This window comes from Streptomyces sp. NPDC060194 (genome assembly GCF_042728285.1).
Taxonomy (GTDB): Bacteria; Actinomycetota; Actinomycetes; order Streptomycetales; family Streptomycetaceae; genus Streptomyces.
Map to the genome: position 1 here is coordinate 42,557 of NZ_JBHWZH010000001.1, position 24,621 is coordinate 67,177.

The 24,621-nt window shown below is 71.9% G+C and carries 20 protein-coding genes; 10 read left to right on the forward strand and 10 right to left on the reverse strand.

What is annotated here, in order from left to right:
* The first annotated feature begins 29 nt into the window (after positions 1-29).
* From nuoI to recQ, 7 genes are all read left to right on the forward strand, one after another.
* Positions 30-665 (forward strand): NADH-quinone oxidoreductase subunit NuoI, encoded by a 636-nt coding sequence (nuoI, locus tag ACFWEG_RS00210; RefSeq protein WP_387207535.1) that lies wholly within the window; start codon positions 30-32, stop codon positions 663-665.
* Between the two features lie 5 nt (positions 666-670).
* On the forward strand, positions 671-1,552 hold the full coding sequence (locus ACFWEG_RS00215; protein WP_387207537.1) for an NADH-quinone oxidoreductase subunit J: 882 nt from the start codon (positions 671-673) through the stop codon (positions 1,550-1,552).
* Positions 1,549-1,848, forward strand: a complete 300-nt coding sequence (gene nuoK / locus ACFWEG_RS00220; protein WP_387207417.1) for an NADH-quinone oxidoreductase subunit NuoK — start codon at positions 1,549-1,551, stop codon at positions 1,846-1,848. The genes ACFWEG_RS00215 and nuoK overlap by 4 nt, the downstream gene beginning before the upstream one ends.
* A 14-nt stretch (positions 1,849-1,862) precedes the next feature.
* Entirely contained in the window at positions 1,863-3,809 is a 1,947-nt protein-coding gene (gene nuoL / locus ACFWEG_RS00225; RefSeq protein WP_387207419.1) for an NADH-quinone oxidoreductase subunit L, read from the forward strand.
* A gap of 5 nt (positions 3,810-3,814) precedes the next feature.
* On the forward strand, positions 3,815-5,371 hold the full coding sequence (locus tag ACFWEG_RS00230) for an NADH-quinone oxidoreductase subunit M (protein ID WP_387207421.1): 1,557 nt from the start codon (positions 3,815-3,817) through the stop codon (positions 5,369-5,371).
* Positions 5,368-7,023, forward strand: coding sequence for an NADH-quinone oxidoreductase subunit NuoN (gene nuoN / locus ACFWEG_RS00235; protein WP_387207423.1), 1,656 nt, complete (start codon positions 5,368-5,370; stop codon positions 7,021-7,023). Before ACFWEG_RS00230 ends, nuoN begins: the two co-directional genes overlap by 4 nt.
* A 153-nt stretch (positions 7,024-7,176) precedes the next feature.
* Positions 7,177-9,231: a DNA helicase RecQ gene (gene recQ, locus ACFWEG_RS00240; RefSeq protein ID WP_387207425.1), complete on the forward strand. Its 2,055-nt coding sequence runs from the start codon at positions 7,177-7,179 to the stop codon at positions 9,229-9,231.
* A 7-nt stretch (positions 9,232-9,238) separates the two neighbouring features.
* Here the strand turns inward: recQ and fahA are convergent, their stop codons facing one another.
* The 3 genes from fahA to ACFWEG_RS00255 form a co-directional block, all read right to left on the reverse strand.
* Positions 9,239-10,465: a fumarylacetoacetase gene (gene fahA, locus ACFWEG_RS00245; RefSeq protein ID WP_387207427.1), complete on the reverse strand. Its 1,227-nt coding sequence runs from the start codon at positions 10,463-10,465 to the stop codon at positions 9,239-9,241.
* An 87-nt stretch (positions 10,466-10,552) separates the two neighbouring features.
* Positions 10,553-12,589: a CocE/NonD family hydrolase gene (locus tag ACFWEG_RS00250; RefSeq protein ID WP_387207429.1), complete on the reverse strand. Its 2,037-nt coding sequence runs from the start codon at positions 12,587-12,589 to the stop codon at positions 10,553-10,555.
* 23 nt (positions 12,590-12,612) lie between these two features.
* A complete protein-coding gene (locus tag ACFWEG_RS00255) occupies positions 12,613-14,118 on the reverse strand; it encodes a peptide MFS transporter (protein ID WP_387207431.1) in 1,506 nt (501 codons plus the stop codon).
* 171 nt (positions 14,119-14,289) lie between these two features.
* On the opposite strand from ACFWEG_RS00255, the gene ACFWEG_RS00260 reads away from it, so the two are divergent.
* Entirely contained in the window at positions 14,290-15,300 is a 1,011-nt protein-coding gene (locus ACFWEG_RS00260; protein ID WP_387207433.1) for a polyprenyl synthetase family protein, read from the forward strand.
* A 225-nt stretch (positions 15,301-15,525) separates the two neighbouring features.
* Complete coding sequence (locus tag ACFWEG_RS00265) at positions 15,526-16,719, forward strand: outer membrane lipoprotein carrier protein LolA (protein ID WP_387207435.1); 1,194 nt, start codon at positions 15,526-15,528, stop codon at positions 16,717-16,719.
* A 255-nt stretch (positions 16,720-16,974) separates the two neighbouring features.
* Here ACFWEG_RS00265 and ACFWEG_RS00270 read toward each other — a convergent pair whose 3' ends face one another.
* The 4 genes from ACFWEG_RS00270 to ACFWEG_RS00285 form a co-directional block, all read right to left on the reverse strand.
* Positions 16,975-17,559: a flavodoxin family protein gene (locus ACFWEG_RS00270; RefSeq protein ID WP_387207437.1), complete on the reverse strand. Its 585-nt coding sequence runs from the start codon at positions 17,557-17,559 to the stop codon at positions 16,975-16,977.
* 46 nt (positions 17,560-17,605) lie between these two features.
* Positions 17,606-18,055 (reverse strand): VOC family protein, encoded by a 450-nt coding sequence (locus ACFWEG_RS00275; protein ID WP_387207439.1) that lies wholly within the window; start codon positions 18,053-18,055, stop codon positions 17,606-17,608.
* A 27-nt stretch (positions 18,056-18,082) separates the two neighbouring features.
* Positions 18,083-19,057, reverse strand: coding sequence for an EamA family transporter RarD (gene rarD / locus ACFWEG_RS00280; protein WP_387207441.1), 975 nt, complete (start codon positions 19,055-19,057; stop codon positions 18,083-18,085).
* A 127-nt stretch (positions 19,058-19,184) separates the two neighbouring features.
* The gene (locus tag ACFWEG_RS00285; protein ID WP_387207443.1) at positions 19,185-20,042 is read right to left on the reverse strand and encodes an SDR family oxidoreductase; all 858 of its coding nucleotides are present in this window, start codon (positions 20,040-20,042) and stop codon (positions 19,185-19,187) included.
* A gap of 119 nt (positions 20,043-20,161) precedes the next feature.
* Here ACFWEG_RS00285 and ACFWEG_RS00290 point away from each other — a divergent pair, with 119 nt between their 5' ends.
* Positions 20,162-20,533: a winged helix-turn-helix transcriptional regulator gene (locus ACFWEG_RS00290; protein WP_387207445.1), complete on the forward strand. Its 372-nt coding sequence runs from the start codon at positions 20,162-20,164 to the stop codon at positions 20,531-20,533.
* Between the two features lie 67 nt (positions 20,534-20,600).
* On the opposite strand, the gene ACFWEG_RS00295 is transcribed toward ACFWEG_RS00290, so the two are convergent.
* The 3 genes from ACFWEG_RS00295 to ACFWEG_RS00305 all read right to left on the reverse strand — a co-directional run bounded on the left by ACFWEG_RS00295 (position 20,601) and on the right by ACFWEG_RS00305 (position 24,483).
* Entirely contained in the window at positions 20,601-21,602 is a 1,002-nt protein-coding gene (locus ACFWEG_RS00295) for a 2-oxoacid:ferredoxin oxidoreductase subunit beta (RefSeq protein WP_387207539.1), read from the reverse strand.
* Positions 21,603-21,702: 100 nt separating this feature from the next.
* Complete coding sequence (locus ACFWEG_RS00300) at positions 21,703-23,658, reverse strand: 2-oxoacid:acceptor oxidoreductase subunit alpha (protein ID WP_387207447.1); 1,956 nt, start codon at positions 23,656-23,658, stop codon at positions 21,703-21,705.
* 165 nt (positions 23,659-23,823) lie between these two features.
* Positions 23,824-24,483, reverse strand: coding sequence for a response regulator (locus ACFWEG_RS00305; RefSeq protein ID WP_387207541.1), 660 nt, complete (start codon positions 24,481-24,483; stop codon positions 23,824-23,826).
* Positions 24,484-24,621: the final 138 nt, after the last annotated feature.

A 24,621-nucleotide genomic window follows, 5' to 3' on the forward strand; every position in this document is an offset into this window, starting at 1 on the left:
AGGTGCAGCGCCGGGAGCCCGAGCAGGGCATGAGCACCGCCAGTGACAAGTTCATGAACCCGGTGGCCGGTTTCGGCGTGACCTTCAAGGCCATGTTCAAGAAGCGGCTGACCGAGCAGTACCCGGAGACGCCGAAGGAGACGGCGCCGCGCTTCCACGGCCGGCACCAGCTCAACCGGCACCCCGACGGTCTGGAGAAGTGCGTCGGCTGCGAGCTGTGCGCATGGGCCTGTCCCGCCGACGCGATCTACGTCGAGGGCGCGGACAACACCGAGGAGGAGCGCTACTCGCCCGGCGAGCGGTACGGCCGGGTCTACCAGATCAACTACGCCCGCTGCATCCTGTGCGGGCTGTGCGTCGAGGCCTGCCCGACCCGGGCGCTCACCATGACGAACGACTTCGAGCTCGCCAACACCACCCGCGCCAGCCTCATCTACACCAAGGACGAGCTGCTGGCGGGCCTGGAGGAGGGCATGGTCGAGGCCCCGCACTCGATCTTCCCCGGCACCGACGAGCAGGACTACTACCGCGGACTCGTCACGAAGGCCGCCCCCGGCACCGAGCGCCAGGTCCCCGCCTCGCGCGGCGAGGGCGTCTACCCGAAGGACGAGCCCGCGCCCGACGCAGGCACGATCGCCCACAAGGGAACGGGGGCCCACGCGTGAACGCGATGACCTCCACCGGGGAAGCCGTCCAGTTCTGGGTCCTCGGCACCGTCGCCGTCATCGGCGCGCTGTGCACGATCCTGATGCGGCGCGCCGTCCACAGCGCGCTCTGCCTGGCCGGGACCATGATCATCCTCGCGGTGTTCTACCTGGCCAACGGGGCGTACTTCCTGGGCGTCGTGCAGATCGTCGTCTACACCGGCGCGATCATGATGCTGTTCCTCTTCGTCGTCATGCTGGTCGGCGTCACCGCCGCCGACTCGCTGACCGAGACCCTCAAGGGGCAGCGCTGGATGGCCGCCCTCTGCGGGCTCGGCTTCGGCGTCCTGCTCATCGGCGGCATCGGCAACGCCTCGCTGACCACTTTCAGCGGCCTCGGCGCGGCCAACGCCCGCTACGGGGGCAACGTCGAGGGCCTCGCCCAGAAGATCTTCACCACCTACGTCTTCGCCTTCGAGATCACCGGCGCGCTCCTGATCACCGCCGCCGTCGGCGCGATGGTGCTCACCCACAAGGAGCGCACGGAGCGCGCGCTGAACCAGCGCGAGCAGGCCGTCCGCCGCATCCGCGAGGGCAAGCACCTGCCGCCGCTCCCCGCCCCCGGCGTCTACGCCCGGCACAACGCGGTGGACGTCCCCGGCCTGCTGCCCGACGGCACGCCGGCCGACCTGACCGTCATGCAGACCCTGCGGCAGCGCGGCCAGATCCGGGACGTGTCCCAGGAGGCGCTGGAGGACCTCAGGGCGCTGGAGCAGCGCGCGGAGGAGCGGCTCGGCCGCGACCGGCCGCCGCGACCGGCCGGACGGTCCGGTGCTTCCGGAGCGTCCGGTGCGGACGCCGCCGACCGCTCCCCGAAGGACTCGCGCGCAGAGGGGGTCTCCCAGTGAACCCGGTCAACTACCTCTACCTGGCCGCCCTGTTGTTCACCATCGGCGCCGCCGGTGTCCTCATCAGGCGCAACGCCATCGTGGTGTTCATGTGCGTCGAGCTGATGCTCAACGCCTGCAATCTGGCGTTCGTCGCCTTCTCCCGCATGCACGGCAATCTCGACGGGCAGGTCATCGCGTTCTTCGTGATGGTCGTGGCCGCCGCGGAGGTCGTGGTCGGGCTGGCGATCATCGTGTCGCTGTTCCGTTCCCGCCACTCGGCCTCGGTCGACGACGCCAGCCTGATGAAGCTCTGAGGGGTCGCTGAATCGTGGAGAACCTGATCGCGCTGCTGGTAGCGGCGCCCTTGCTCGGAGCGGCGGTGCTGCTGTGCGGCGGCCGCCGGCTCGACCGCGCGGGCCACTGGCTCGGCACCCTGCTCGCCGCCGCCTCCTTCGCCGTCGGCGCGGTGCTCTTCCTCGACATGCTCGGCCGGGACGCGGAGGACCGGGCGCTGCACCAGCACCTGTTCAGCTGGATCCCGGTCGGCGACTTCCGTGCGGACGTCGCCTTCCAGCTCGACCAGCTGTCGATGACGTTCGTGCTGCTCATCACCGGCGTCGGCACGCTCATCCACGTGTACTCGATCGGGTACATGGAGCACGACGAGCGCCGCCGGCGCTTCTTCGGCTACCTGAACCTGTTCCTCGCGTCGATGCTGGTCCTGGTCCTCGCGGACAACTACCTGCTGCTGTACGTCGGCTGGGAGGGCGTCGGCCTCGCCTCGTTCCTCCTGATCGGCTTCTGGCAGCACAAGCCCAGCGCGGCCACCGCCGCGAAGAAGGCCTTCCTGGTCAACCGGGTCGGCGACGTGGGCCTGTCGATCGCGATCATGCTGATGTACACGACCTTCGGGACGTTCGCCTTCACGGCGGTCGACGAGGAGGTCGGCGGCGCCGGCGAGGGCGTGCTCACCGGCATCGGCCTGATGCTGCTGCTTGCCGCCTGCGGCAAGTCCGCCCAGGTGCCGCTGCAGTCCTGGCTCGGCGACGCGATGGAGGGCCCGACCCCGGTCTCGGCCCTCATCCACGCCGCCACCATGGTCACCGCGGGCGTCTACCTGATCACCCGCTCCGGCGCGGTCTTCGACGCCGCCCCCGACGCGCAGACCGCCGTCGTCGTGGTCGGCGCGGTGACGCTCCTGTTCGGTGCGATCGTCGGTTGCGCCAAGGACGACATCAAGAAGGCGCTGGCCGGCTCCACGATGTCGCAGATCGGCTACATGATCCTGGCCGCCGGGCTCGGCCCGATCGGCTACGCCTTCGCGATCATGCACCTGGTCACGCACGGCTTCTTCAAGGCCGGGCTCTTCCTCGGCGCCGGCTCGGTCATGCACGGCATGAACGACGAGGTCGACATGCGGAAGTACGGGGGCCTGCGGAAGTACATGCCGGTCACCTTCGTCACCTTCGGCCTCGGCTACCTCGCGATCATCGGCTTCCCGGGCCTGTCGGGCTTCTGGTCCAAGGACAAGATCATCGAGGCGGCGTTCTCGGCCGGCGGCGCCCAGGGCTGGATCCTCGGCGCGGTCACCCTCCTCGGCGCCGGGCTCACCGCGTACTACATGACGCGCGTGATGCTGCTGACGTTCTTCGGCGAGGAGCGGTGGCGCAACCGGCCGACGCCGTCCCCCGCCGACCCGGACGTCGAGCCCGCCGCCGAGACGGCCGGCGCGCACTCCGAGCCACACCCGCACGAGTCCCCGAAGTCCATGACCCTGCCGATGATCGTGCTCGCCTTCGGCTCGGTCTTCGCGGGCGGCCTGTTCAGCCTGAACGAGTCCTTCGTGAAGTGGCTGGAGCCGGTCACCGCCTACAAGCACGGGCACCCGCACCTGAGCGTCCCGGTCATCACCGGCCTCACCATGGTGGTCCTGCTGATCGGCGTCGGCGCCGCCTGGGCGATGTACGGCAGGAAGCCCGTCCCGCTGGTCGCCCCGCGCGGCAGCCTGCTCACCCGGGCCGCCCGCCGCGACCTGCTCCAGGACGACTTCAACCACGTCGTCCTCGTCCGCGGCGGCGAGCACCTCACCCGGTCGCTCGTCTACGTCGACCACTCGCTGGTCGACGGCGTCGTCAACGGCACGGCGGCCTCGGTCGGCGGGCTCTCCGGGCGGCTGCGCAAGCTCCAGAACGGCTACGCCAGGTCGTACGCCGTCTCGATGTTCGGAGGTACGGCGGTGCTGATCGCCGCGACCCTGCTGATGAGGGCGGTGTGACCCAGATGTCGTTCCCTCTGCTCACGGCCACGGCGGCGCTCCCCGCGCTCGGCGCGATCGCCGTCGCGGCGGTCCCGGCGGCCCGCCGCACGGCGGCCAAGTACCTGGCCCTCGCGGTCTCGCTGGGCACCCTGGTGCTCGCCGTGCTGATCGCCGTCCGCTTCGAACCCGGCGGCGACCGCTTCCAGCTCACCGAGTCGCACGCCTGGATCGCCGAGTTCGGCGTCCGCTACGAGCTGGGCGTCGACGGCATCGGCGTCGCGATGCTGCTGCTCACCGCGGTGCTCATCCCGTTCGTCATCCTGGCCGGCTGGCACGACGCCGATCCCCTGGAGACCAAGAGCACCCGCTGGCGGCCCACCCAGGGCTTCTTCGCCCTGATCCTCGCCGTCGAGGCGATGGTGGTCCTCTCCTTCGAGGCCACCGACGTCTTCCTCTTCTACATCCTCTTCGAAGCCATGCTCATCCCGATGTACTTCCTCATCGGCGGCTTCGGCGACCGGGCGCACTCCGGCACCGAGGAGAACGCGGCGGCCCAACGCTCCTACGCGGCCGTGAAGTTCCTGCTCTACAACCTCATCGGCGGCCTGATCATGCTGGCCGCCGTCATCGGCCTCTACGTCGTCGAGGGGACGTTCTCGCTGACCGAGATCGCCGCCAACGACACGGGGATGGCGACGAACACCGAGCGGCTGCTGTTCCTGGGCTTCATGTTCGCCTTCGCGATCAAGGCCCCGCTCTGGCCGCTGCACACCTGGCTGCCGAACGCGATGGGGGAGTCGACCACCCCGGTCGCCGTCCTCATCACCGCGGTCGTCGACAAGGTCGGCACCTTCGCGATGCTCCGCTTCTGCCTCGGCCTGTTCCCGAACGCCAGCGAGTGGGCCACGCCCGTCATCCTGGTGCTCGCGCTGGTCAGCATCGTCTACGGCGCCCTGGTCGCCGTCGGTCAGCGGGACATCAAGCGGCTCGTGGCGTACGCGTCGATCTCGCACTTCGGGTTCATCGTCATGGGCATCTTCGTGATGACCGTGCAGGGCCAGTCCGGCGCGACGCTCTACATGGTCAACCACGGCATCTCCACGGCCGCGATGATGCTGGTCGCCGGCTTCCTGATCTCCCGGCGCGGCTCGCGGCTCATCGCGGACTACGGCGGGGTGCAGAAGGTGGCCCCGGTCCTGGCGGGCACGTTCCTCATCGGCGGGCTCGCGACCTTGTCGCTGCCCGGACTCGCCCCGTTCGTCAGCGAGTTCCTGGTCCTCGTCGGCACCTTCAAGGTCTACCCGGTGATCGGGATCATCGCGACCTCCGGCATCGTCCTCGCCGCGCTCTACGTCCTGGTGCTCTACCAGCGCACCATGACGGGACCGGTGAAGGCGCAGGTGGAGGGCATGCCCGACCTCAAGGCCCGTGAGCTGCTGGTGGTCGCCCCGCTGATCGCACTGCTGATCTTCCTGGGCGTCTTCCCGAAGCCGCTGACGGACATCGTCAACCCGGCCGTGACGCACACCGTGTCCGACGCGGAGAAGAAGGACTACGACGCAGTGGAGGCGGCCAAGTGAGCGCGACCCGATCCGCTGTCCACAGCCTGTGGACACTCGCCGCCGAACCGGGGACGAAGTTCGAGACCCCGAAGATCGAGTACGGGCAGCTCGCCCCGACCCTGATCATCGTCGGGGCGGCGATCCTCGGCATCCTGGTCGAGGCCTTCGTCCCGCGGAAGGCCCGCTACCTCACCCAGGTCGCCCTCGCGATCGCCGCGCTCGGCGTCGCCTTCGCGGCCGTGGTCAAGCTCGCGGCCGACGGCTACGCCACGGACGAGGCGAACATCGCGGCCATGGGCGCGATCGCCGTCGACGGCCCCGCGCTGTTCCTGCAGGGCACGATCCTGCTGGCCTCGGTCGTCGCCGTCCTCACCTTCGCCGAGCGGCGGCTCGACCCCGAGGCGCACGGCAACCGGGTCGACTCCTTCGTCGCCCAGGCCGCGTCCGTGCCCGGCAGCGAGAGCGAGAAGGCCGCGGTCCGAGCCGGGTTCACCACCACCGAGGTCTTCCCGCTCGCGCTGTTCGCGGTGGCCGGCATGCTGGTCTTCCCGGCCGCCGACGACCTCCTGACGCTCTTCATCGCCCTGGAGGTCTTCTCCCTCCCGCTGTACCTGCTCTGCGCCCTGGCCCGCCGCCACCGGCTCATGTCGCAGGAGGCCGCGGTCAAGTACTTCCTGCTCGGGGCGTTCTCCTCCGCGTTCATGCTCTTCGGGATCGCGCTCCTGTACGGGTACTCGGGCTCGTTCGCCTACGCCGACATCGCCGCCGTCGTCGACGGCACCTCCGGAGCGACCACGCCCGTGCTCGCCCAGACCGCCGGCAACGACGCGCTGCTGCTCATCGGCGGCGCGATGGTCCTGATGGGCCTGCTGTTCAAGGTCGGCGCCGTCCCGTTCCACATGTGGACCCCGGACGTCTACCAGGGCGCTCCCACCCCGGTCACCGGCTTCATGGCCGCCGCCACCAAGGTCGCCGCCTTCGGCGCGCTGCTGCGGCTGCTCTACGTGGTCCTGCCGGGGCTGCGCTGGGACTGGCGGCCGGTGATGTGGGGCGTCGCGATCGTCACCATGCTGGCGGGCGCGATCATCGCGATCACCCAGACCGACATCAAGCGGCTGCTCGCCTACTCCTCGATCGCGCACGCCGGCTTCATCCTGGCCGGTGTGATCGCCACCAACCCCGACGGCGTCTCCTCGGTGCTCTTCTACCTGGGCGCGTACTCCTTCGTCACGATCGGCGCCTTCGCGGTCGTCACGCTGGTGCGCGACGCGGGCGGGGAGGCGACGCACCTGTCGAAGTGGGCGGGGCTCGGGCGGCGCTCGCCGCTGGTCGCTGCGGTCTTCGCGGTCTTCCTGCTGGCGTTCGCCGGCATTCCGCTGACCTCGGGGTTCACCGGGAAGTTCGCCGTGTTCAAGGCGGCGGCGGAGGGCGGCGCGGGAGCGCTCGTCGTGGTCGGTGTGATCTCCTCGGCGATCGCGGCGTTCTTCTACATCCGGGTGATCGTGCTGATGTTCTTCAGCGAGCCGAAGGCCGACGGGCCGACGGTGGCGGTGCCCAGCGTGTTCACCTCGACGGCGATCGCCGTCGGTGTGGCCGTCACGCTGGTCCTCGGCCTCGCCCCGCAGTACTTCCTCGACCTGGCAGGACAGGCGGGGGTCTTCATCCGCTGACCTGCGGTTCCTCCGCTCCGGAAGCCCGGCGCCCGCCCTCGCGGGACGCCGGGCTTCCGCATGCGGGTCCGAATTGTCAGTGCGGGGTCCTATGGTGGCGGAGTAGACAGCGAACGGTGAGTGACGGGTGAGTCCGGTACGGGGGACGGCGCGATGGACGGAACAGGTGTGGTGACGGTGCAGGACGGTCCGGCGGGACAGGCCGAGGGATCCGGGGGCGCCCCCGCCCGGAGCGAGGCGCTGGCGGTGCTGCACCGCGTCTTCGGCTACGACGCGTTCCGCGGCGAGCAGGAGGCCGTCATCGAGCAGGTGGTCGGCGGCGGCGACGCGGTCGTCCTGATGCCGACCGGCGGCGGCAAGTCGCTCTGCTACCAGATCCCGGCGCTGGTCCGCCCCGGCACCGGCGTGGTGGTCTCCCCGCTGATCGCGCTCATGCAGGACCAGGTCGACGCCCTGCGGGCGCTCGGCCTCCAGGCCGGCTTCCTCAACTCCACCCAGGACTTCGACGAGCGCCGCGTCACCGAGGCGCAGCTCCTCGCCGGCGAGCTCGACCTGCTGTACCTGGCCCCCGAGCGGCTGCGGCTGGACTCCACGCTGGACCTGCTCTCCCGCGCCAAGGTCTCCGTCTTCGCGATCGACGAGGCGCACTGCGTGGCCTCCTGGGGCCACGACTTCCGCCCCGACTACCTGGCCCTCTCCGTCCTCGGCGAGCGCTGGCCCGAGGTCCCGCGGATCGCCCTGACGGCGACGGCCACCCGGGCCACCCACCGTGAGATCACCGAGCGGTTGAGGATGCCGGAGGCGCGGCACTTCGAGGCCAGCTTCGACCGGCCGAACATCCAGTACCGGATCGTCCCCAAGGACGACCCGAAGAAGCAGCTCCTGAAGTTCCTCCGCGACGAGCACGAGGGCGACGCGGGCATCGTCTACTGCCTCTCCCGGAAGTCCGTCGAGGCCACCGCCGAGTACCTCTCCAGGAACGGCATCCCGGCCGTCCCGTACCACGCGGGGCTCGACAGCCGGACCCGCGCGGAGCACCAGTCCCGCTTCCTGCGCGAGGACGGCCTCGTCGTCGTCGCGACCATCGCGTTCGGCATGGGCATCGACAAGCCGGACGTCCGCTTCGTCGCCCACCTCGACCTGCCGAAGTCCGTCGAGGGCTACTACCAGGAGACCGGCCGCGCGGGCCGCGACGGGCTGCCGTCGACGGCCTGGATGGCGTACGGGCTGCAGGACGTCGTCCAGCAGCGGAAGCTGATCCAGGGCGGGGAGGGCGACGAGGTCTTCCGGCGGCGGGCCATGGCGCACCTGGACGCGATGCTCGCGCTGTGCGAGTCCGCGGACTGCCGTCGGGGGCAGCTGCTCGCCTACTTCGGCCAGGAGAACGCGGCCGCGGCGACCTGCGGGAACTGCGACACCTGCCTGACCCCGCCGGAGACGTGGGACGGGACGGTCGCCGCGCAGAAGGTGCTCTCCACCGTCGTGCGGCTGAAGCGGGAGCGGGGGCAGAAGTTCGGGGCGGGCCAGATCGTGGACATCCTGCTCGGGAAGCGGACCGCGAAGGTGATCCAGTTCGACCACGACCAGCTCTCCGTGTTCGGGATCGGCCAGGAGCTGTCCGAGGCCGAATGGCGGGGCGCGGTCCGGCAGTTGCTCGCGCAGGGGCTCCTGGAGGTCGAGGGCGAGTACGGCACGCTCGTGCTGACGGACGCGAGCGGTTCCGTGCTGCAGCGCGAGCGCGAGGTGCGGCTGCGCAAGGAGCCGAAGCGGGCGCCGCGGGCGCGCGGCGAGCGGGGCGGGAGGTCCGACCGCGCCGACCGGGCCGCGAAGGCGGTCGCGGACCTGCCGGAGGAGGCGGTGGCGCTGTTCGAGGCGCTCCGCGCCTGGCGGGCGGCGCAGGCCAAGGAGCTGGGGCTCCCGGCGTACATCGTCTTCGTCGATGCGACGCTGCGGGAGATCGCGACGGTGCGGCCGAAGTCCCTCACCGAGCTGGGCGGGATCAGCGGACTCGGCGAGAAGAAGCTGGCGACGTACGGGGAGGCGGTCCTCGGGGTGCTCGCGGAGTTCGACGGCGGCGGCCCCCCGTCCCCGGCAGCCGGTTCCCCGTCCCCGGCGGCGGGCCCCTCGCCCTCGGACGCCCGCTCGTCGCCCGCCGCGGCGGACGACGAGCCCTGGCCCGACGAGGAGTTCCCGTACGACGAGGGGTAGCCGGCCGTCAGGACGGGGCGGGCACGATCCGCCCCGTCACCTCGCCGAGCCCCACCCGGACCCCGTCCGGACCCGGCGCCCAGGCCGTCAGCGTCACCACGTCGCCGTCCTCCAGGAACGTGCGCTTGCCGTCGGGGAGTTCGAGGGGCTCGGTGCCGTTCCAGGTCAGCTCCAGGAGGGAGCCGCGCTGGGCGCGGTCGGGGCCGCTGACGGTGCCGGAGCCGAAGAGGTCGCCGGTGCGCAGCGAGGCGCCGTTGACCGTGAGGTGGGCGAGCTGCTGGGCGGCCGTCCAGTACATGCCGGCGAAGGGCGGCTCGGCGACGGTGTGGCCGTTGAGGGTGACGGTGATCCGCAGGTCGTAGCCGCCGGGCTCGACCGCGGCGGGGTCGGTGTCGTCGAGGTAGGGCAGCAGCGCGCGGTCCCGCGCGGGCGGGGCGACGCGTGCGGCGTCGAGCGCGTCGAGCGGCGTGATCCAGGGCGAGACGGAGGTCGCGAAGGACTTGCCGAGGAACGGGCCGAGGGGCACGTACTCCCAGGCCTGGATGTCGCGCGCGGACCAGTCGTTGAGCAGCGTGAGCCCGAAGACGTGGTCGCGGAAGTCGCCGAGCGGGACGGGCGTCCCGAGCGCGGACGGCGTGCCGACGACGAAGCCGACCTCGGCCTCGATGTCGAGCTTGACCGAGGGCCCGAAGACGGGCGCGGCGTCGGCGGGCGCCTTGCGCTGCCCGGACGGCCGGACGACGTCGGTCCCGGAGACGACGACGGTGCCGGAGCGGCCGTGGTAGCCGATCGGCAGGTGCTTCCAGTTGGGCGTGAGCGCGTCGCCGTCGGGGCGGAAGATCCGGCCGACGTTGGTCGCGTGGTGCTCGCTGGCGTAGAAGTCGACGTAGTCGGCGACCTCGAACGGCAGGTGCAGTGTCACCGCGTCCAGCGGGTGCAGGTGGGGCACGACCTCCGGGCGGGCGACCCACGCGGTCAGCGCGCGGCGGACGTCCCGCCAGGTGTCGCGGCCCGCCGCGAGCAGCGGGTTGAGCGTCGGCTGCGCGAGGAGCACGCCGTAGGGCGAGCCGAGCACCAGCGCCGCCGCGCCCGCGTCGAGGACGTGGTCGCCGATCCGCACCCCCACCCGCCGCCGCGCGTCCGGGTCCGCGTGCGGGGTGAAGACGCCGTACGGCAGGTTGTGCGGGCCGAAGGGGTGGCCTTCGGGCAGATCGAGCGGGGTGGGCTCGGTCATGGGACGCGCCTCGCTTTCCGTGGGTGATCACACCGTACGGGGGCGGTGGCGCACCGACCAGGGCCCGTGATCAGCGCCGGGCGGCGCTCACCCCGCCGTCCGCGGGATCCGCCGCTCCCACACGCGGTGGAAGACGACGTCGTCCCCGTCCCTGCACGTCACCTCGTTGCGGGTGAGGAAGTGCGTGGCGTCGCACCGGATCTCCGAGTGGGTCTCGACGCTCGCGTCCCAGCCGATGTCAGGGCGGCGCAGCCGGACCGTCCAGTCGGAGCGGGTGTGCGCGGCGAGCGGGTCGGACTCGGAGATCACGTACGTCTCCAGCGCGTCCTCGGTGAACTCCAGGCCGTCGGGGTAGACGCGGGTGCCGCCGTAGCGCGGGTCGACCTCCAGGCGCCAGGTGCCGGCGGCGACGTCGCGGACGACGACGCGCTCGGGGCGTTGGCCTGGGTCGTCGGGGAAGACGACCGCGAGCGGTTCGGACTGCTCGGGCTCCTCGAAGGCGATCGTGTCGGACTCGCCCGGGACCGGGTCGCGCATCGGCAGGTCGAGCGAGCCGGCGGCCGGGTCGACGGACCAGCCGGCGCCCTCGGGGGAGGGCCAGATCCACGGCCAGTACGCGGAGGAGAGGGCGAGCCGGATCCGGTGGCCGGGGGCGAAGGCGTGGCCGACGCCGTTGAGTTCGAAGGTGACGTCCTCGGTGGCGCCGGGCTCCCAGAGGTCGACGCGGTCGCGGCCGTTGCGGGCGGTGAGGTTGAGGACGCCTCGGGTGACGAGCGTGGAGGAGCCGTCGGGGGCGACCTCGCACAGCCGGGCGATCACGTGCCCGCGCGGGGCGTCGCAGCGGAGCCGCAGCCGGACGCGCGGGCGGCCGAGGATCTCGATCCGGCCGTCGAGCGGCGCGGAGTCGAAGCACACCGACCGGCCGTCCTCCTCGCGCTGGTCAGGCGGCAGGTCGGAGTCGTTGCCGAACGGGAAGAAGCGGCCGGCGTCGATGCCGGTGTGCTGCGGGGAGCGGACCGGGACCAGGCCGTCGAGGTCCGGGGTGTCGGTGCCCAGCTCCGCGTCGAGGCCGAGCGGCGTCAGCGTGACGTGCGGCGACGGCCACCGCGGGTCGCCGACCCAGCGGCCCGGCAGCTCCGGGTAGACGGTGGCGGGCGGGTGCGACTCGCTGATGTACGACCGCAGCAGCGGCTCGGCCAAGGGGTCGTCGGCTCCCGGGGGATCGTCCCTCAGCCACCGGTCCCACCACCGCAGCGTCTCCTGCAGGAACCCGATCGCCGGCCCCGGCGGCAGCCCGCGGTCCGGGTACTGGTGCGACCAGGGCCCGACCAGCCCGCGCACCCGGTCGGCCGGCAGGTGCTCGACCAGCCGCAGCACGGTGTCGCGGTACGGGTCGTGCCACCCGCCGACGGCCAGGACGGCCGCTTGGATCGCCCCGTAGTCCTCGCAGACGCTGCCGTGCCGCCAGTAGTCGTCGCGGGTCTGGTGGTCCAGCCAGGTGTGGATGAACGGGTCGACCTGCGCGAGCCGCTCGGTCCACATCGCCCGCCAGCCCTCGCCCGCGAACTTCGGGTCCGGCGGCCGGGAGACGAACGCGAGCATGGTGGCCGCCCAGGCGTGCATGTCGACGGCGAGGACCGCGCCGCCCATGTAGTGCACGTCGTTGTCGTAGCGGTCGTCGGCCGAGCAGACGGTGACGATCGCCTTGAGCGGCTCCGGGGCGAGCGCGGCGATCTGGAGCGCGTTGAACCCGCCCCAGGAGATGCCGAACATGCCGACCCGGCCGTTCGACCAGTCCCGCTCCGCCAGCCAGTTCACGACCGCGACCCCGTCGGCCAACTCCGTCGCGTCGTACTCGTCGCCGGGCATGCCCTCGCTGTTGCCGTGGCCGCGCACGTCGACGCGGACGGAGGCGTAGCCGTGGCCCGCGTACCAGGGGTGGCGCTGGGAGTCGCGCGGGGCGGTCCAGTCGCTGAGCCGGTAGGGCAGGTACTCCAGGAGGACGGGCACGGGGCGGTCGGTCACCGGCCGCCAGATCCGCGCGAAGAGCCGGGTGCCGTCAGGCAGCGGGACGCGGACGTCCTCGACGGTGGTCCCGTAGGGGAACTCGGTGCGGATGCGCATGGCGGTCCTCGGGGGAGCGGGGGTCAGTGGACGGGGTGCATGGTGCGCCGCAGCCACGGCGCCATCGCCATGACGATCAGGCCGGCCGCGACCGCGATCCCGCCGTTGACGCCGAAGTAGACGGGGTTGGAGACCTCGCCGTAGAGCTTCACGATCTGGGCCTGGATGCCGTTGGCGAGGGCGAGCGAGAGGAACCAGAGCGCCATGGTCTGGCTGGCGAAGGCGTGCGGCGCGAGCTTGCTCGTCGCGGAGAGGCCGGAGGACTCCAGGAGCACGTCGCCGAGGCCGAGCAGCAGGTAGGACAGGACGATCCACCAGGCGGACATCCGCCAGTCGGTGCCGCTGTGCCCGGAGGTCGGGAAGACCATGATCAGGAAGGAGAGGCCGCCCAGAATCACGCCGAGCGCGATCTTGTTGGACGCGTGCGGCTGCCGGCGGCCCATCCGCACCCACACCGCGGCGACGACCGGGGCGAGCGCGACCTCGAAGGCGCCGAGCGCGGAGTTGTACCAGCCGGAGGGGAACTCGAAGCCGAAGACGGTGTTCTGGGCGTTGCTGGTGGCCAGCAGGATCACCGTCGAGTACGCCTGGAAGAGGATCATGTTGAACACGGCGGAGGCCAGGAAGAGCACGATGTAGGGCCTCAGCCTCCCCTTCTCCTCAGGTGTCACCCGCGGGCTGCGGAAGAGCACCGCGAAGAACGCGATCGGGGCGAGCACGGAGATCAGCGTCAGGCCGTCGACGAACCGTTCGAGCGACAGCCAGCCGGCCAGCCCGAGCACCGCGGCCAGGACCCCGAGCGCGACGACGCCGCCCACGATGAGCCGCACCGCGCGCCGCATCGCGGCCGGGGACAGCTTCTGCTCGGCGCCCTGCTCCCGGCCGGCGATGGTCCTGCGGCCGAGGACGTACTGGACCAGGCCGAGCGTCATGCCGATCGCGGCGGCGCTGAAGCCCCAGTGGTAGCCCTCGTTGTCCGCGAGCCAGCTGGTGATCAGCGGGCCGGCGAAGGCGCCGATGTTGATGCACATGTAGTAGATGGCGAAACCGGCGTCCCGCCGCTCGTCCTCGGTGCGGTACAGCTTGCCGACGAGGGTGGCGACGTTGGGTTTCAGCAGGCCGGTGCCGGCGCTGATCAGCCCGAGGCCGGTCCAGGTCGCCCAGTCCGCGGCGATGGCCATGGCGTAGTGGCCGAACGCGATGAGGATGCCGCCGTACAGGACCGCCCGGTAGCTGCCGAGGATGCGGTCGGCGAGCCAGCCGCCGGCCACCGAGACCAGGTAGACGAGGGTGCCGTAGGCCGCGGAGAGGGAGGCGGCGGTGTTCTGGGCGAGGCCCATGCCGCCGCTCGCGACGGTGTCGGCGAAGTAGAGGACCAGGATGGTCTGCATGCCGAGGAACGAGAAGCGCTCCCAGATCTCCAGGCCGGAGAGGGTCGCCAGGCCGCGGGGGTGGCCGAAGAAGGAGTGGTCCTCGCCCGGCGGGGTCGGCGGCGGGGCGGGAGCGGGATCGGTCGCTGATGTGGACAAAAGCCTCACTCCTGTACTTAGCGGACTCAGGTCGAACATACCGGGGGGCGCGGGCGGCCGCCCGAGGTGATCCACAGGCGACCGGATACCCTGGCAGGTGAGCAGGCTGATGAGCAGTGCAAGCGACACATCGACGAACCGTGTGATCGTCAGCAGACAGGAGTACCCCTCGTGACCGTCGTCGGGCCGTTCGGGCTGAGCGTGCGGGACCAGGCTCTGGAAACCGATGTCCAGACCGGACTGGCGGCCGTCGAGGCGGGCCTTCTGGAGGCCACCAAGAGCGACGTCCCGTTCATCACGGAGGCGGCGCAGCATCTCGTGCGCGCGGGCGGCAAGCGCTTCCGCCCGCTGCTGACGATGCTGGCCGCCCAGTTCGGCGACCCGCACGCGCCCGGCATCGTGCCCTCGGCGGTGGTCGTCGAGCTGACGCACCTGGCGACGCTGTACCACGACGACGTGATGGACGAGGCCGACGTGCGCCGCGGGGTGCCCAGCGCCAACGCCCGCTGGGACAACTCGGTGGCCGTCCTCACCGGCGACTTCCTCTTCGCCCGGGCCTCGCACATCCTGGCCGACCTGGGACCCGCGGCCGTCCGTATCCAGGCCGAGGCGTTCGAGCGGCTGGTCACCGGCCAGATCCTGGAGACGGCGGGACCGGGCGCCGGGGACGACCCCGTCGAGCACTACCTGAACGTGATCTCCGGCAAGACCGGCTCGCTGATCGCCGTCGCCGGCCGGTTCGGGGCGATGATGTCCGGCGCGGACGAGGCCGTCGTCGACGTCCTCACCCAGTACGGCGAGCGGCTCGGCACGGCGTTCCAGCTCGCCGACGACGTCCTCGACGTCGCCAGCGACTCCCACGAGTCCGGCAAGACGCCCGGCACCGACCTGCGCGAGGGCATCCCGACCCTGCCGGTCCTGCGCCTGCGCGAGCTCGTCGCCGCGCACGGCCGCCCCGAGGACGTCGCCCTGAGCGCCCTCCTCGACGGCGACCTGAGCGACGACGCCCGCCTCGCCGACGCGCTCGCCGGACTCCGCGCCCACCCCGCCCTGGAGCGCGCCCGAAAGGACACCGTCCGCTACGCCCAGCAGGCGCGTGCTCTGCTCACCCCGCTGCCGGACGGCGGCGCGAAGACCGCGCTCGCCGAGCTGTGCGACATGGTGGTCCACCGCGCGGGCTAGGGGTGCCCGCCCCGCGCGCCCCTGAGAGACCCCTGGGGTGCGTCATCCCGTAGGTGTACGCGCGGTCGCGACCGGGGGCTGACGCTTCGGACGCGCCGATTTGGTCAGATGGTCTGTATCACTTCCGACGCGCTCGGAGGGAACAGCACCACTCCTGACCCGAACGGGTGACATGAGCGGCCGGGGGTGGACCAGCGGCACGGGCCGCCGACACGGAGGGCACACATGGAACCGTACGGAGACGTGAGCGAGGGGACCGGCGGGGAGCGGCGCGGCGGTCTGCGGCAGAAGGCGACGCGGTACGCGGTCCCGGTGGCCGTCGCCGGGATCGCGGCGGCGACGATCGGCCTGGTCCCGGCGCTGGCCTCCGCCGGCGACCCCGACCTGCCGGAGATCACCGCGCGGGAGCTCGTCGAGAAGATCGCCGCGTCGGACACCGAGCGGCTGTCCGGCACGGTCAAGATCAGCACGGACCTGGGGCTGCCGGACGTAGGCGAGCTGCTGCCGGAGGGCGCGACCGGGGGCGAGGGGGCCTCCGCGGCGCCCGAGGCGCGGCTGCCGGAGCTCGTCCTCGGCTCGCACACCCTGAAGGTCGCGGTCGACGGGCCGGAGAAGCAGAAGGTGATCGTCGACGGCGACTACAGCTTCGTCCACAACGCGGGCGAGGTCTGGGCGTACGACAGCACGTCCAAGGAGGCGTACCACGCGCAGGCCCCCGCGGACCGGGCCGCGCCGGACGCGGACGAGGCCCCCGTCACGCCGAAGGAGTTCGCCGAGCAGGCGCTGGAGGCGGCCGGCGACACCACGTCCGTCAGCGTGGACGGCACCGCGCAGGTGGCCGGGCGGGACGCGTACCAGCTGCTCATCGAGCCGAAGCAGGCCGGGTCGACGGTCGGGTCCATCCGGATCGCCGTCGACGCGAAGGAGGGGGTGCCGCTCAAGTTCTCCCTCGTGCCGAGCACCGGGGGCAAGGCGGCGGTCGACGTCGGCTTCAGCAAGGTCGACTTCTCCGCGCCGGCGGCCTCCACGTTCGACTTCCGGCCGCCGAAGGGGGCGAAGGTCACCGAGGCGGACGAGCTGGAGCGCTCCGGCGGGCCCGGGTCCGGCAAGCCCGAGGCCGGCGAGCTGCCGGGCGGCCTCGGCGAGCTCCTCGGCCCGGACGGGGGCAAGGGCAGGGGCGACGTCGAGGTCCTCGGGTCCGGGTGGACGTCCGTCGCGGCGATCCGCTCCGGCGAGAAGGTGCCCGCGGAGGCGGACGGTCTCTTCGGCAAGCTCGGCGACCCCGTCTCGGGGAAGTTCGGCTCCGGCACCGTCTTCTCCACGCGCCTCGTCAATGCGCTCGTCACCGACGACGGCGACGTCTACGTCGGTGCGGTCACGAAGGCGACGCTCGTCAAGACGGCGGAGGAGGCGCACTAGCGCCACGGGGGCGGCACCGCTCCTTGCCCGATCGCCGGCGGGCGCCCTTGCGCCTGTCGGCGCGGTACCCGGGCTCCGCCCGGGCGGCCTCAAACTCCCCCAAGGTCTGAAGGACCAGGGGGTACCCCCTCGCCGGGCTGGTTTTTTTGGCGCCGCCCCCCGCTGTGCCCGCTGTGCCGAGCGCCGCGACCGTTCGCACCCGCCCGGTCGGCCCCGCGGCGGAGCCGCGCGCCGTTCCGGCCGCAGGCCGGGGCCTCAGACGCCGGCCCCGCTGAGGGGCGCGGGCTCGCCCGCGAAGAAGGTGCGGGCGCGGTGGAGCGCCGCCTCGTCCGCGAGGACGTCGCCCGGCCGGGTGCCGCTGCCCAGGAGCACCCCGCCGAAGTCCATGCGCATGTACGCCGCCGTCCGCCGCAACGTCCCCACGAGCGGATCCGCCGCGGCCCGGTCCGCGTCGGCGAGCGCCGTGACGCCCCACAGCCCCCGTCCGGCCATCCGCGACTTGAAGTCGACACCGGGCACCCGCATCCACGCCGACCAGTGGTCGAGGTACCGCTTGGTGAGCGTGGAGACGGAGTACCAGTACAGCGGTGAGACGACGACGAGATCCGTCGCGGACAGCGTCGCGTCGAGCAGGTTCGCCGCGTGCCCGTCGGGCGCGGGGTAGGTGCCGTCGCCCCGGTGGCGGAGGTCCTCGAAGTCGGGGAGCGGCAGCTCGCCGAGGCGCAGCCACCGCTGCGGGGCGTCCGCGGGCAGCCGCGCCGCCGCCTCCCGGGCGAGCCGCTCGGAGTTGCCGTCCGCGCGGCTGCTGCCGACCAGGAAGAGGTACGAACGCGGGCTCATGCGGGGCTCCTTGGCGTCGGTGCCTTACGGGTCACCCGGGCCAACCTCAGCTGACGCAGAATTCATTCCCCTCGGGGTCGGTCAGCGTGACCCACTGCCCGGACGGCTCGGAGACCTCGTAGGAGACGGTCGCGCCGAGGGCGACGAGCCGCTCGACCTCCGCGTCGCGCGTGCCCGGCTCGGGGTGCAGGTCGAGGTGGACGCGGTTCTTGACGGTCTTGGGCTCGGGCACCCGCTGGAAGAGGATCCGCCGGCCGAGCCCCCTGCCGGTGCCGTCCTCGACCGGGTCGTCGGGGTGCCGTACGGCGAGCAGGTCACGCCACGTCCACCGCCCGTGGTGCTCGACCAGGTCGTCCTCGGTGGTGCCGCCGGCGGCGAGGACGTGTCCGATGAGTGCGCTGTTGTCCTCGACCTCGTAGCCGAGCGCCGCGGCCCAGAAGTCGGCCTGGGCCCGCGGGTCGATCGCGTCGATGACGATTTTCCAGTGAAGGGTCATGCGCTCAACGTAGCGAGCGCGGGAAGGTCAGCGCGGTGGAAGCGTGGCCTTCGCGACCGGCTCCGACGCCGGGGTCCCGGCGGCCATCCGCGCCCGCAGCCGCAGCGCCTCCGCGCGCGACCGGCGGGCCGTGCGCAGCGCGTCCCACGACAGGACGGACAGCGCCAGCCACACCAGCGCGAACCCGGCCCAGCGCTCGGCGGGCATCGCCTCGTGGAAGTACAGGACGCCGAGGCCGAACTGGAAGACCGGGGCCAGGTACTGGAGCAGGCCGAGCGTGGAGAGCGGCACCCGGATCGCCGCCGCGCCGAAGAACACCAGCGGCACGGCGGTGACGATCCCGGTCGCGGCGAGCAGCGCGGCGTGCCCGGCGCCGTGCGCGCCGAAGGTGAGGCCGCCGTGCGAGCCGAGCCAGAGCAGGTAGCCGAGGGCCGGCAGGAACTGGATCGCGGTCTCCGCGGCCAGCGACTCCAGGCCGCCGATGTTGACCTTCTTCTTCACGAACCCGTACGTGGCGAACGAGAAGGCGAGCACCAGCGAGATCCACGGCGGCCGCCCGTAGCCGACCGCGAGCACGACGACGGCGACGACGGCCGTGCCCACCGCGATCCACTGCGCCGGGCGCAGCCGCTCCTTCAGCAGCACCACCCCGAGGGCGATGGTGACGAGCGGGTTGATGAAGTACCCCAGCGACGCCTCGACGACGTACCCGCTGTTGACCGCCCAGATGTACAGGCCCCAGTTGACGGTGATGACGGCCGCGGCGACCGTGATCAGGCCCAGCTTGCGCGGGTCGCGCAGCAGCTCGCCGGCCCACGCCCAGCGGCGGACGAAGGCGAGCGCGATCGCCACCACGGCCAGCGACCACACCATCCGGTGGGCCAGGATCTCCGGCGCGCCGGACGGTTCGAGCAGCGGCCAGAACAGCGGCACGAGCCCCCACATGCCGTACGCGCCGATTCCGTACAGCAGTCCCGCCCGCTGGTCCCCGTCCGACGTCATGGACCCTCCCGCAGGCCGCCGTACTTCCTGTTGCCAGGACGACGGTAGCCGGGGCGGGGCCGTCCCGTCATGTCCGTATCGCCATACGGTCCTGACGGGACGGTGGAGGGATCGCTGGAGGAGCCGGTCAGGCCTTCAGCGCCTCGGCGACCGTGTCCGCGATCGGGGTGGTCGGCCGGCCGATGAGCCGCGCCAGGTCGCCGTCGCGGCGGGCGAGCAGGCCGCGCTCGATGGCCGCGTCGACGTCGACGAGGATCCCGGCGAAGGCCTCCGGGAGTCCGGCGCCGGTCAGGATCGCCAGGTTCTCCTCGGGGGAGACCCGGCGGTGGACGACGTCCCTGCCGGAGAGCCGCGCGACCGTGGCCGCGTACTCGTCGAAGGAGTACGCCTCGTCGCCGCTCAGCTCGTACGCCGTGCCGAGGTGGCCGTCGCCGGTGAGCACCGCGACGGCGGCGTCGGCGTAGTCGGCGCGGGGGGCGGAGGCGACCCGGCCGTCACCGGCGCTGGTGACGACGGCGCCGTGCTCCAGGACGACGGGGAGCTGGGCGGTGTAGTTCTCGTGGTACCAGCCGTTGCGCAGGAAGGTGTACGGGACGCCGGAGTCGAGGATCAGCTGCTCGGTGGCCTTGTGCTCCTCGGCCAGCAGGAAGTCGGCGTCCGGGCCGCCGAGGATCCCGGTGTAGGCCAGCTGGGCGACGCCCGCGGCCTTCGCGGCCTCGATCACGGCCGTGTGCTGCGGGACGCGGCGGCCGGCTTCGCTGCCCGAGACGAACAGCACCCGGTCGCCGGCCTCGAAGACGCCGGCGAGGGTCTCGGGCGCGTCGTAGTCGGCGACCTTGATCCGTACGCCGCGGGCGGCCAGGTCCTCCGCCTTCTTCTCGTCGCGGACCACGGCCACGACCAGGCCCGGATCGACCGACTTCAGCAGCCCCTCGACGACGAGGCGGCCGAGCTGCCCGGTGGCTCCGGTGACGACGATGCTCATGTCCGTTGTTCTCCTTCTTGCGCCTTTTGCACTTCTTGCGGCTCTTGCGGGTTTGTGTAACTCACTCTACGACGGGTACTAACCCAGGGAAAGTACCCACTTTGAGGTAAGCTTCTCCCATGGAGTTGACCCCGCAGCCCGACGTGAACCAGCCCATGTGCCCCTCGCGCGGAATCCTGGAGCACGTGACCAGCCGCTGGGGCGTCCTGATCCTGTCCGCGCTGGTGGACCGCGGCTACCGGTTCAGCGAGCTGCGCCGGGAGATCGGCGGCGTCAGCGAGAAGATGCTGGCCCAGACCCTCCAGACACTGGAGCGGGACGGTTTCGTCCTGCGCGACGCGAAGCCGGTCATCCCGCCGCACGTGGACTACTCCCTCACCCCGCTCGGCCTGGAGGCCGCCCTGCAGGTGCACTCCCTGGCCCGCTGGACGGAGCAGCAGGTCGACGCGGTGCGGGAGGCGCGGGAGTCGTACGACGGCCGGAAGGTGTAGCGCGCGAAGAGGCCCGGTCCGCCGCACGCATGCGGTGGGCCGGGCCTCCGGCGGTCCGGGGCGGGGGTCAGCCGACGACCGTCCAGGTGTCGTTGCCCGCGAGCAGCGTGCCGAGGTCGCCCTTGCCGTACTGCTCCACCGCCGCGTCGAGCTGGTCGGACATGAGCTGGTCGTAGACGGGCCGCTCCACCGACCGCAGCACGCCGATCGGCGTGTGGTGCAGGGTGTCGGGGTCGGCGAGGCGCGAGAGCGCGAACGCGGTGGTGGGGGAGGGGCTGGCCGCGTCGTGCACGAGGACGTCGGCCTCGTTCTCCGGCGTCACGTCGACGACGGCCAGGTCACCGGTCCGCGGGTCGCGGACGACGCCCCTGGAGCCGTCGGCGCCGAACCGGATCGGCTGCCCGTGCTCCAGCCGGATCACCGCCTCCTCGGCCCGCTCCTTGTCCTTGAGGACCTCGAAGGCCCCGTCGTTGAAGATGTTGCAGTTCTGGTAGATCTCCACCAGCGCCGTCCCCGGGTGGTCGGCGGCCTCCCGCAGCACATGGGTGAGGTGCCTGCGGTCGGAGTCGACGGTCCGGGCGACGAACGACGCCTCCGCGCCGAGCGCGAGCGAGACCGGGTTGAAGGGGGCGTCCAGGGACCCCATCGGCGTCGACTTGGTGATCTTGCCGAGCTCGGAGGTGGGCGAGTACTGGCCCTTGGTGAGCCCGTAGATCCGGTTGTTGAACAGCAGGATCTTCAGGTTCACGTTGCGGCGCAGCGCGTGGATCAGGTGGTTGCCGCCGATCGACAGCGCGTCGCCGTCACCGGTGACCACCCAGACGGAGAGGTCGCGGCGGGAGGTGGCCAGGCCGGTGGCGATCGACGGGGCGCGGCCGTGGATCGAGTGCATCCCGTAGGTGTTCATGTAGTAGGGGAAGCGGGACGAGCAGCCGATGCCCGAGACGAAGCAGATGTTCTCCTTCGCGAGGCCGAGTTCGGGCATGAAGCCCTGCACGGCGGCCAGGACGGCGTAGTCACCGCAGCCCGGGCACCAGCGGACCTCCTGGTCGGACTTGAAGTCCTTCATGGACTGCTTCCCCTCGGCCCTCGGCACGAGGGAGAGCAGCGGGTGCTCCTCGGCACCGGGTGCGGCCGGCGCCGCGGCCGGGGCCGTGACGGTGGGTGCCTCAGTCATCGATGACCTCCCTGAGGGCCGTGGCGAGCTGCTCGGCCTTGAACGGCATGCCGTTGACCTGGGTGTACGAGTGGGTGTCGACCAGGTACTTCGCCCGCAGCAGGGTGGCGAGCTGACCGAGGTTCATCTCGGGGACCACCACCTTGTCGTAGCGGGCCAGGACCTGCCCGAGGTTGCGCGGGAACGGGTTGAGGTGGCGCAGGTGCGCCTGTGCGACGGGGACGCCGGCCGTCCGCAGCCGGCGGACGGCGGCGGTGATCGGGCCGTAGGTCGAACCCCAGCCGAGGACCAGCGTGGCGGCGTCGCCGGTGAGGTCGTCGACCTCCAGGTCGGGGACCTCGATGCCGTCGACCTTCGCCTGCCGGGTGCGGACCATGAAGTCGTGGTTGGCCGGGTCGTAGGAGATGTTCCCGGTGCCGTCCTGCTTCTCGATCCCGCCGATGCGGTGCTCCAGGCCGGGGGTGCCGGGGACGGCCCAGGGGCGGGCCAGGGTCTGCGGGTCGCGCTTGTACGGCCAGAACACCTCGGTGCCGTCGGCCAGCGTGTGGTTCGGGCCGGTCTGGAACCGCACCCGCAGGTCGGGCAGTTCCTCCACGTCGGGAACCCGCCACGGCTCCGAACCGTTGGCCAGGTAGCCGTCGCTGAGCAGGAACACCGGGGTGCGGTAGGTGAGCGCGATGCGGGCGGCGTCGAGCGCCGCGTCGAAGCAGTCGGCGGGCGTACGGGGGGCGACGACCGGCACCGGCGCCTCGCCGTTGCGCCCGTACATCGCCTGCAGCAGGTCCGCCTGCTCGGTCTTGGTCGGCAGCCCGGTGGAGGGGCCGCCGCGCTGGATGTCGACGATCAGCAGCGGCAGTTCGAGGCTGACGGCGAGCCCGATCGTCTCGGACTTCAGCGCCACGCCGGGCCCGGAGGTGGTGGTCACCCCGAGCTGCCCGCCGAAGGCCGCGCCGAGGGCCGCCCCGATGCCCGCGATCTCGTCCTCGGCCTGGAAGGTGCGCACGCCGAAGTTCTTGTGCCGGCTGAGCTCGTGCAGGATGTCGGAGGCCGGGGTGATCGGGTACGAGCCCAGGTAGAGCGGAAGGTCCGCCTGCTGCGAGGCGGCGATCAGCCCGTAGGACAGGGCCAGGTTCCCCGAGATGTTCCGGTAGGTGCCCGTGGGGAACGCCTGCGTGGCCGGCGCCACCTGGTACGAGACGCCGAAGTCCTCCGTCGTCTCGCCGAAGTTCCACCCGGCCCGGAAGGCCGCCACGTTCGCCTCGGCGATCTCCGGCTTCTTCGCGAACTTCGCCCGCAGGAACTTCTCCGTGCCCTCGGTGGGCCGGTGGTACATCCAGGAGAGCAGTCCGAGCGCGAACATGTTCTTCGAGCGCTCGGCCTCCTTGCGGGAGAGCCCGAACTCCTTCAGCGCCTCGATCGTCAGCGTCGTCAGCGGCACCGGGTGGACCTGGTACGCGTCCAGCGAGCCGTCCTCGAGCGGGGAGGTCGCGTAGCCGACCTTCGCCATCGGCCGCTTCGTGAACTCGTCGGTGTTGACGATGACGTCCGCCCCGCGCGGCACGTCGGCGATGTTCGCCTTCAGCGCGGCCGGGTTCATCGCGACCAGCACGTTCGGCGCGTCGCCGGGGGTGAGGATGTCGTGGTCGGCGAAGTGGAGCTGGAACGACGACACCCCGGGCAGGGTGCCGGCGGGGGCCCGGATCTCGGCGGGGAAGTTCGGCAGCGTGGAGAGGTCGTTGCCGAAGGAGGCGGTCTCGGAGGTGAACCGGTCGCCCGTGAGCTGCATGCCGTCGCCGGAGTCCCCGGCGAATCGGATGATCACACGATCGACCTGGCGGACTTCCTTGGCCGGCCCCGTGCCGGGCGCCCCGCCCGGTTCACGCCGCTCCCCGACGGTTGCGCCGTCGTCGGCCCGCTCGGCTGGACTGCTGCTGACCTGGCTGGTCACTGACCTGGTCCTCCTTCGAGGCGACTGCTCGGCCGTTACGTCCCTGCGCTGTCCTGTGGGCAACCCTACGTCTGTAAGGGTGCCCTATCCCGGTTATCCCACGTCGAGCCCGGCGTTCCGGGAGGGCGGGACGATTCTGGCATCCCGCGCATCCCGGACGCCCGCTCACGACCTGAGGTAGGTGAGCACGGCGAGCACCCGGCGGTGGTCGCCGTCGCTGGGGGAGAGGCCGAGCTTCAGGAAGATGTTGCTGACGTGCTTCTCCACCGCCCCGTCGCTCACCACCAGCCGTCTGGCGACCGCGGAGTTCGTCCGGCCCTCCGCCATCAGCCCGAGGACCTCCCGCTCGCGCGGGGTGAGGTTCGCCAGCACGTCCTGCTTCCGGCTGCGGCCGAGGAGTTGGGCCACCACCTCCGGGTCCAGCGCGGTCCCGCCGGCGGCCACCCGCACCACCGCGTCCACGAACTCGCGCACGTCGGCCACCCGGTCCTTCAGCAGGTAGCCCACCCCGCGGCTCGATCCCGCGAGCAGCTCGGTCGCGTACTGCTCCTCGACGTACTGCGAGAGGACGAGCACCCCGAGCGCCGGGTGCTCCTTGCGGAGCTTCACGGCCGCCCGCACCCCCTCGTCGGTGTGCGTGGGCGGCATCCGGACGTCCGCGACGACGACGTCCGGCAGCGCGTCCTGGTCGGCGAGCTCGCCGACCACCTTGACCAGCGCCTCGCCGTCGCCGACCCCTGCGACGACCTCGTGCCCCAGGTCCGTGAGCAGCCGGGTCAGCCCCTCCCTGAGCAGCACCGAGTCCTCGGCGATGACCACCCGCACCCTGTTCTCCACGTTCAACACCGCTGTCCTGCCCCCGACTTCACCGATCGCACCCTGCGCCTGTCGGGTCCAGCATCCCAGCAAAACCGCCCGGCGGACCGCTGAGGGCGGTCCGCCAGGCGGTTCCGGCCGGTGCCG

Excerpts from the sequence above, each read along its gene's own strand:
- nuoI (WP_387207535.1), top strand. The coding sequence starts at position 30 with ATGAGCACCGCCAGTGACAAGTTCATGAACCCGGTGGCCGGTTTCGGC.
- ACFWEG_RS00215 (WP_387207537.1), top strand. The coding sequence starts at position 671 with ATGACCTCCACCGGGGAAGCCGTCCAGTTCTGGGTCCTCGGCACCGTC.
- ACFWEG_RS00230 (WP_387207421.1), top strand. The coding sequence starts at position 3,815 with ATGTCGTTCCCTCTGCTCACGGCCACGGCGGCGCTCCCCGCGCTCGGC.
- recQ (WP_387207425.1), top strand. The coding sequence starts at position 7,177 with ATGGACGGAACAGGTGTGGTGACGGTGCAGGACGGTCCGGCGGGACAG.
- fahA (WP_387207427.1), bottom strand. The coding sequence starts at position 10,465 with ATGACCGAGCCCACCCCGCTCGATCTGCCCGAAGGCCACCCCTTCGGC.
- ACFWEG_RS00250 (WP_387207429.1), bottom strand. The coding sequence starts at position 12,589 with ATGCGCATCCGCACCGAGTTCCCCTACGGGACCACCGTCGAGGACGTC.
- ACFWEG_RS00265 (WP_387207435.1), top strand. The coding sequence starts at position 15,526 with ATGGAACCGTACGGAGACGTGAGCGAGGGGACCGGCGGGGAGCGGCGC.
- ACFWEG_RS00270 (WP_387207437.1), bottom strand. The coding sequence starts at position 17,559 with ATGAGCCCGCGTTCGTACCTCTTCCTGGTCGGCAGCAGCCGCGCGGAC.
- ACFWEG_RS00275 (WP_387207439.1), bottom strand. The coding sequence starts at position 18,055 with ATGACCCTTCACTGGAAAATCGTCATCGACGCGATCGACCCGCGGGCC.
- rarD (WP_387207441.1), bottom strand. The coding sequence starts at position 19,057 with ATGACGTCGGACGGGGACCAGCGGGCGGGACTGCTGTACGGAATCGGC.
- ACFWEG_RS00285 (WP_387207443.1), bottom strand. The coding sequence starts at position 20,042 with ATGAGCATCGTCGTCACCGGAGCCACCGGGCAGCTCGGCCGCCTCGTC.
- ACFWEG_RS00290 (WP_387207445.1), top strand. The coding sequence starts at position 20,162 with ATGGAGTTGACCCCGCAGCCCGACGTGAACCAGCCCATGTGCCCCTCG.
- ACFWEG_RS00295 (WP_387207539.1), bottom strand. The coding sequence starts at position 21,602 with ATGAAGGACTTCAAGTCCGACCAGGAGGTCCGCTGGTGCCCGGGCTGC.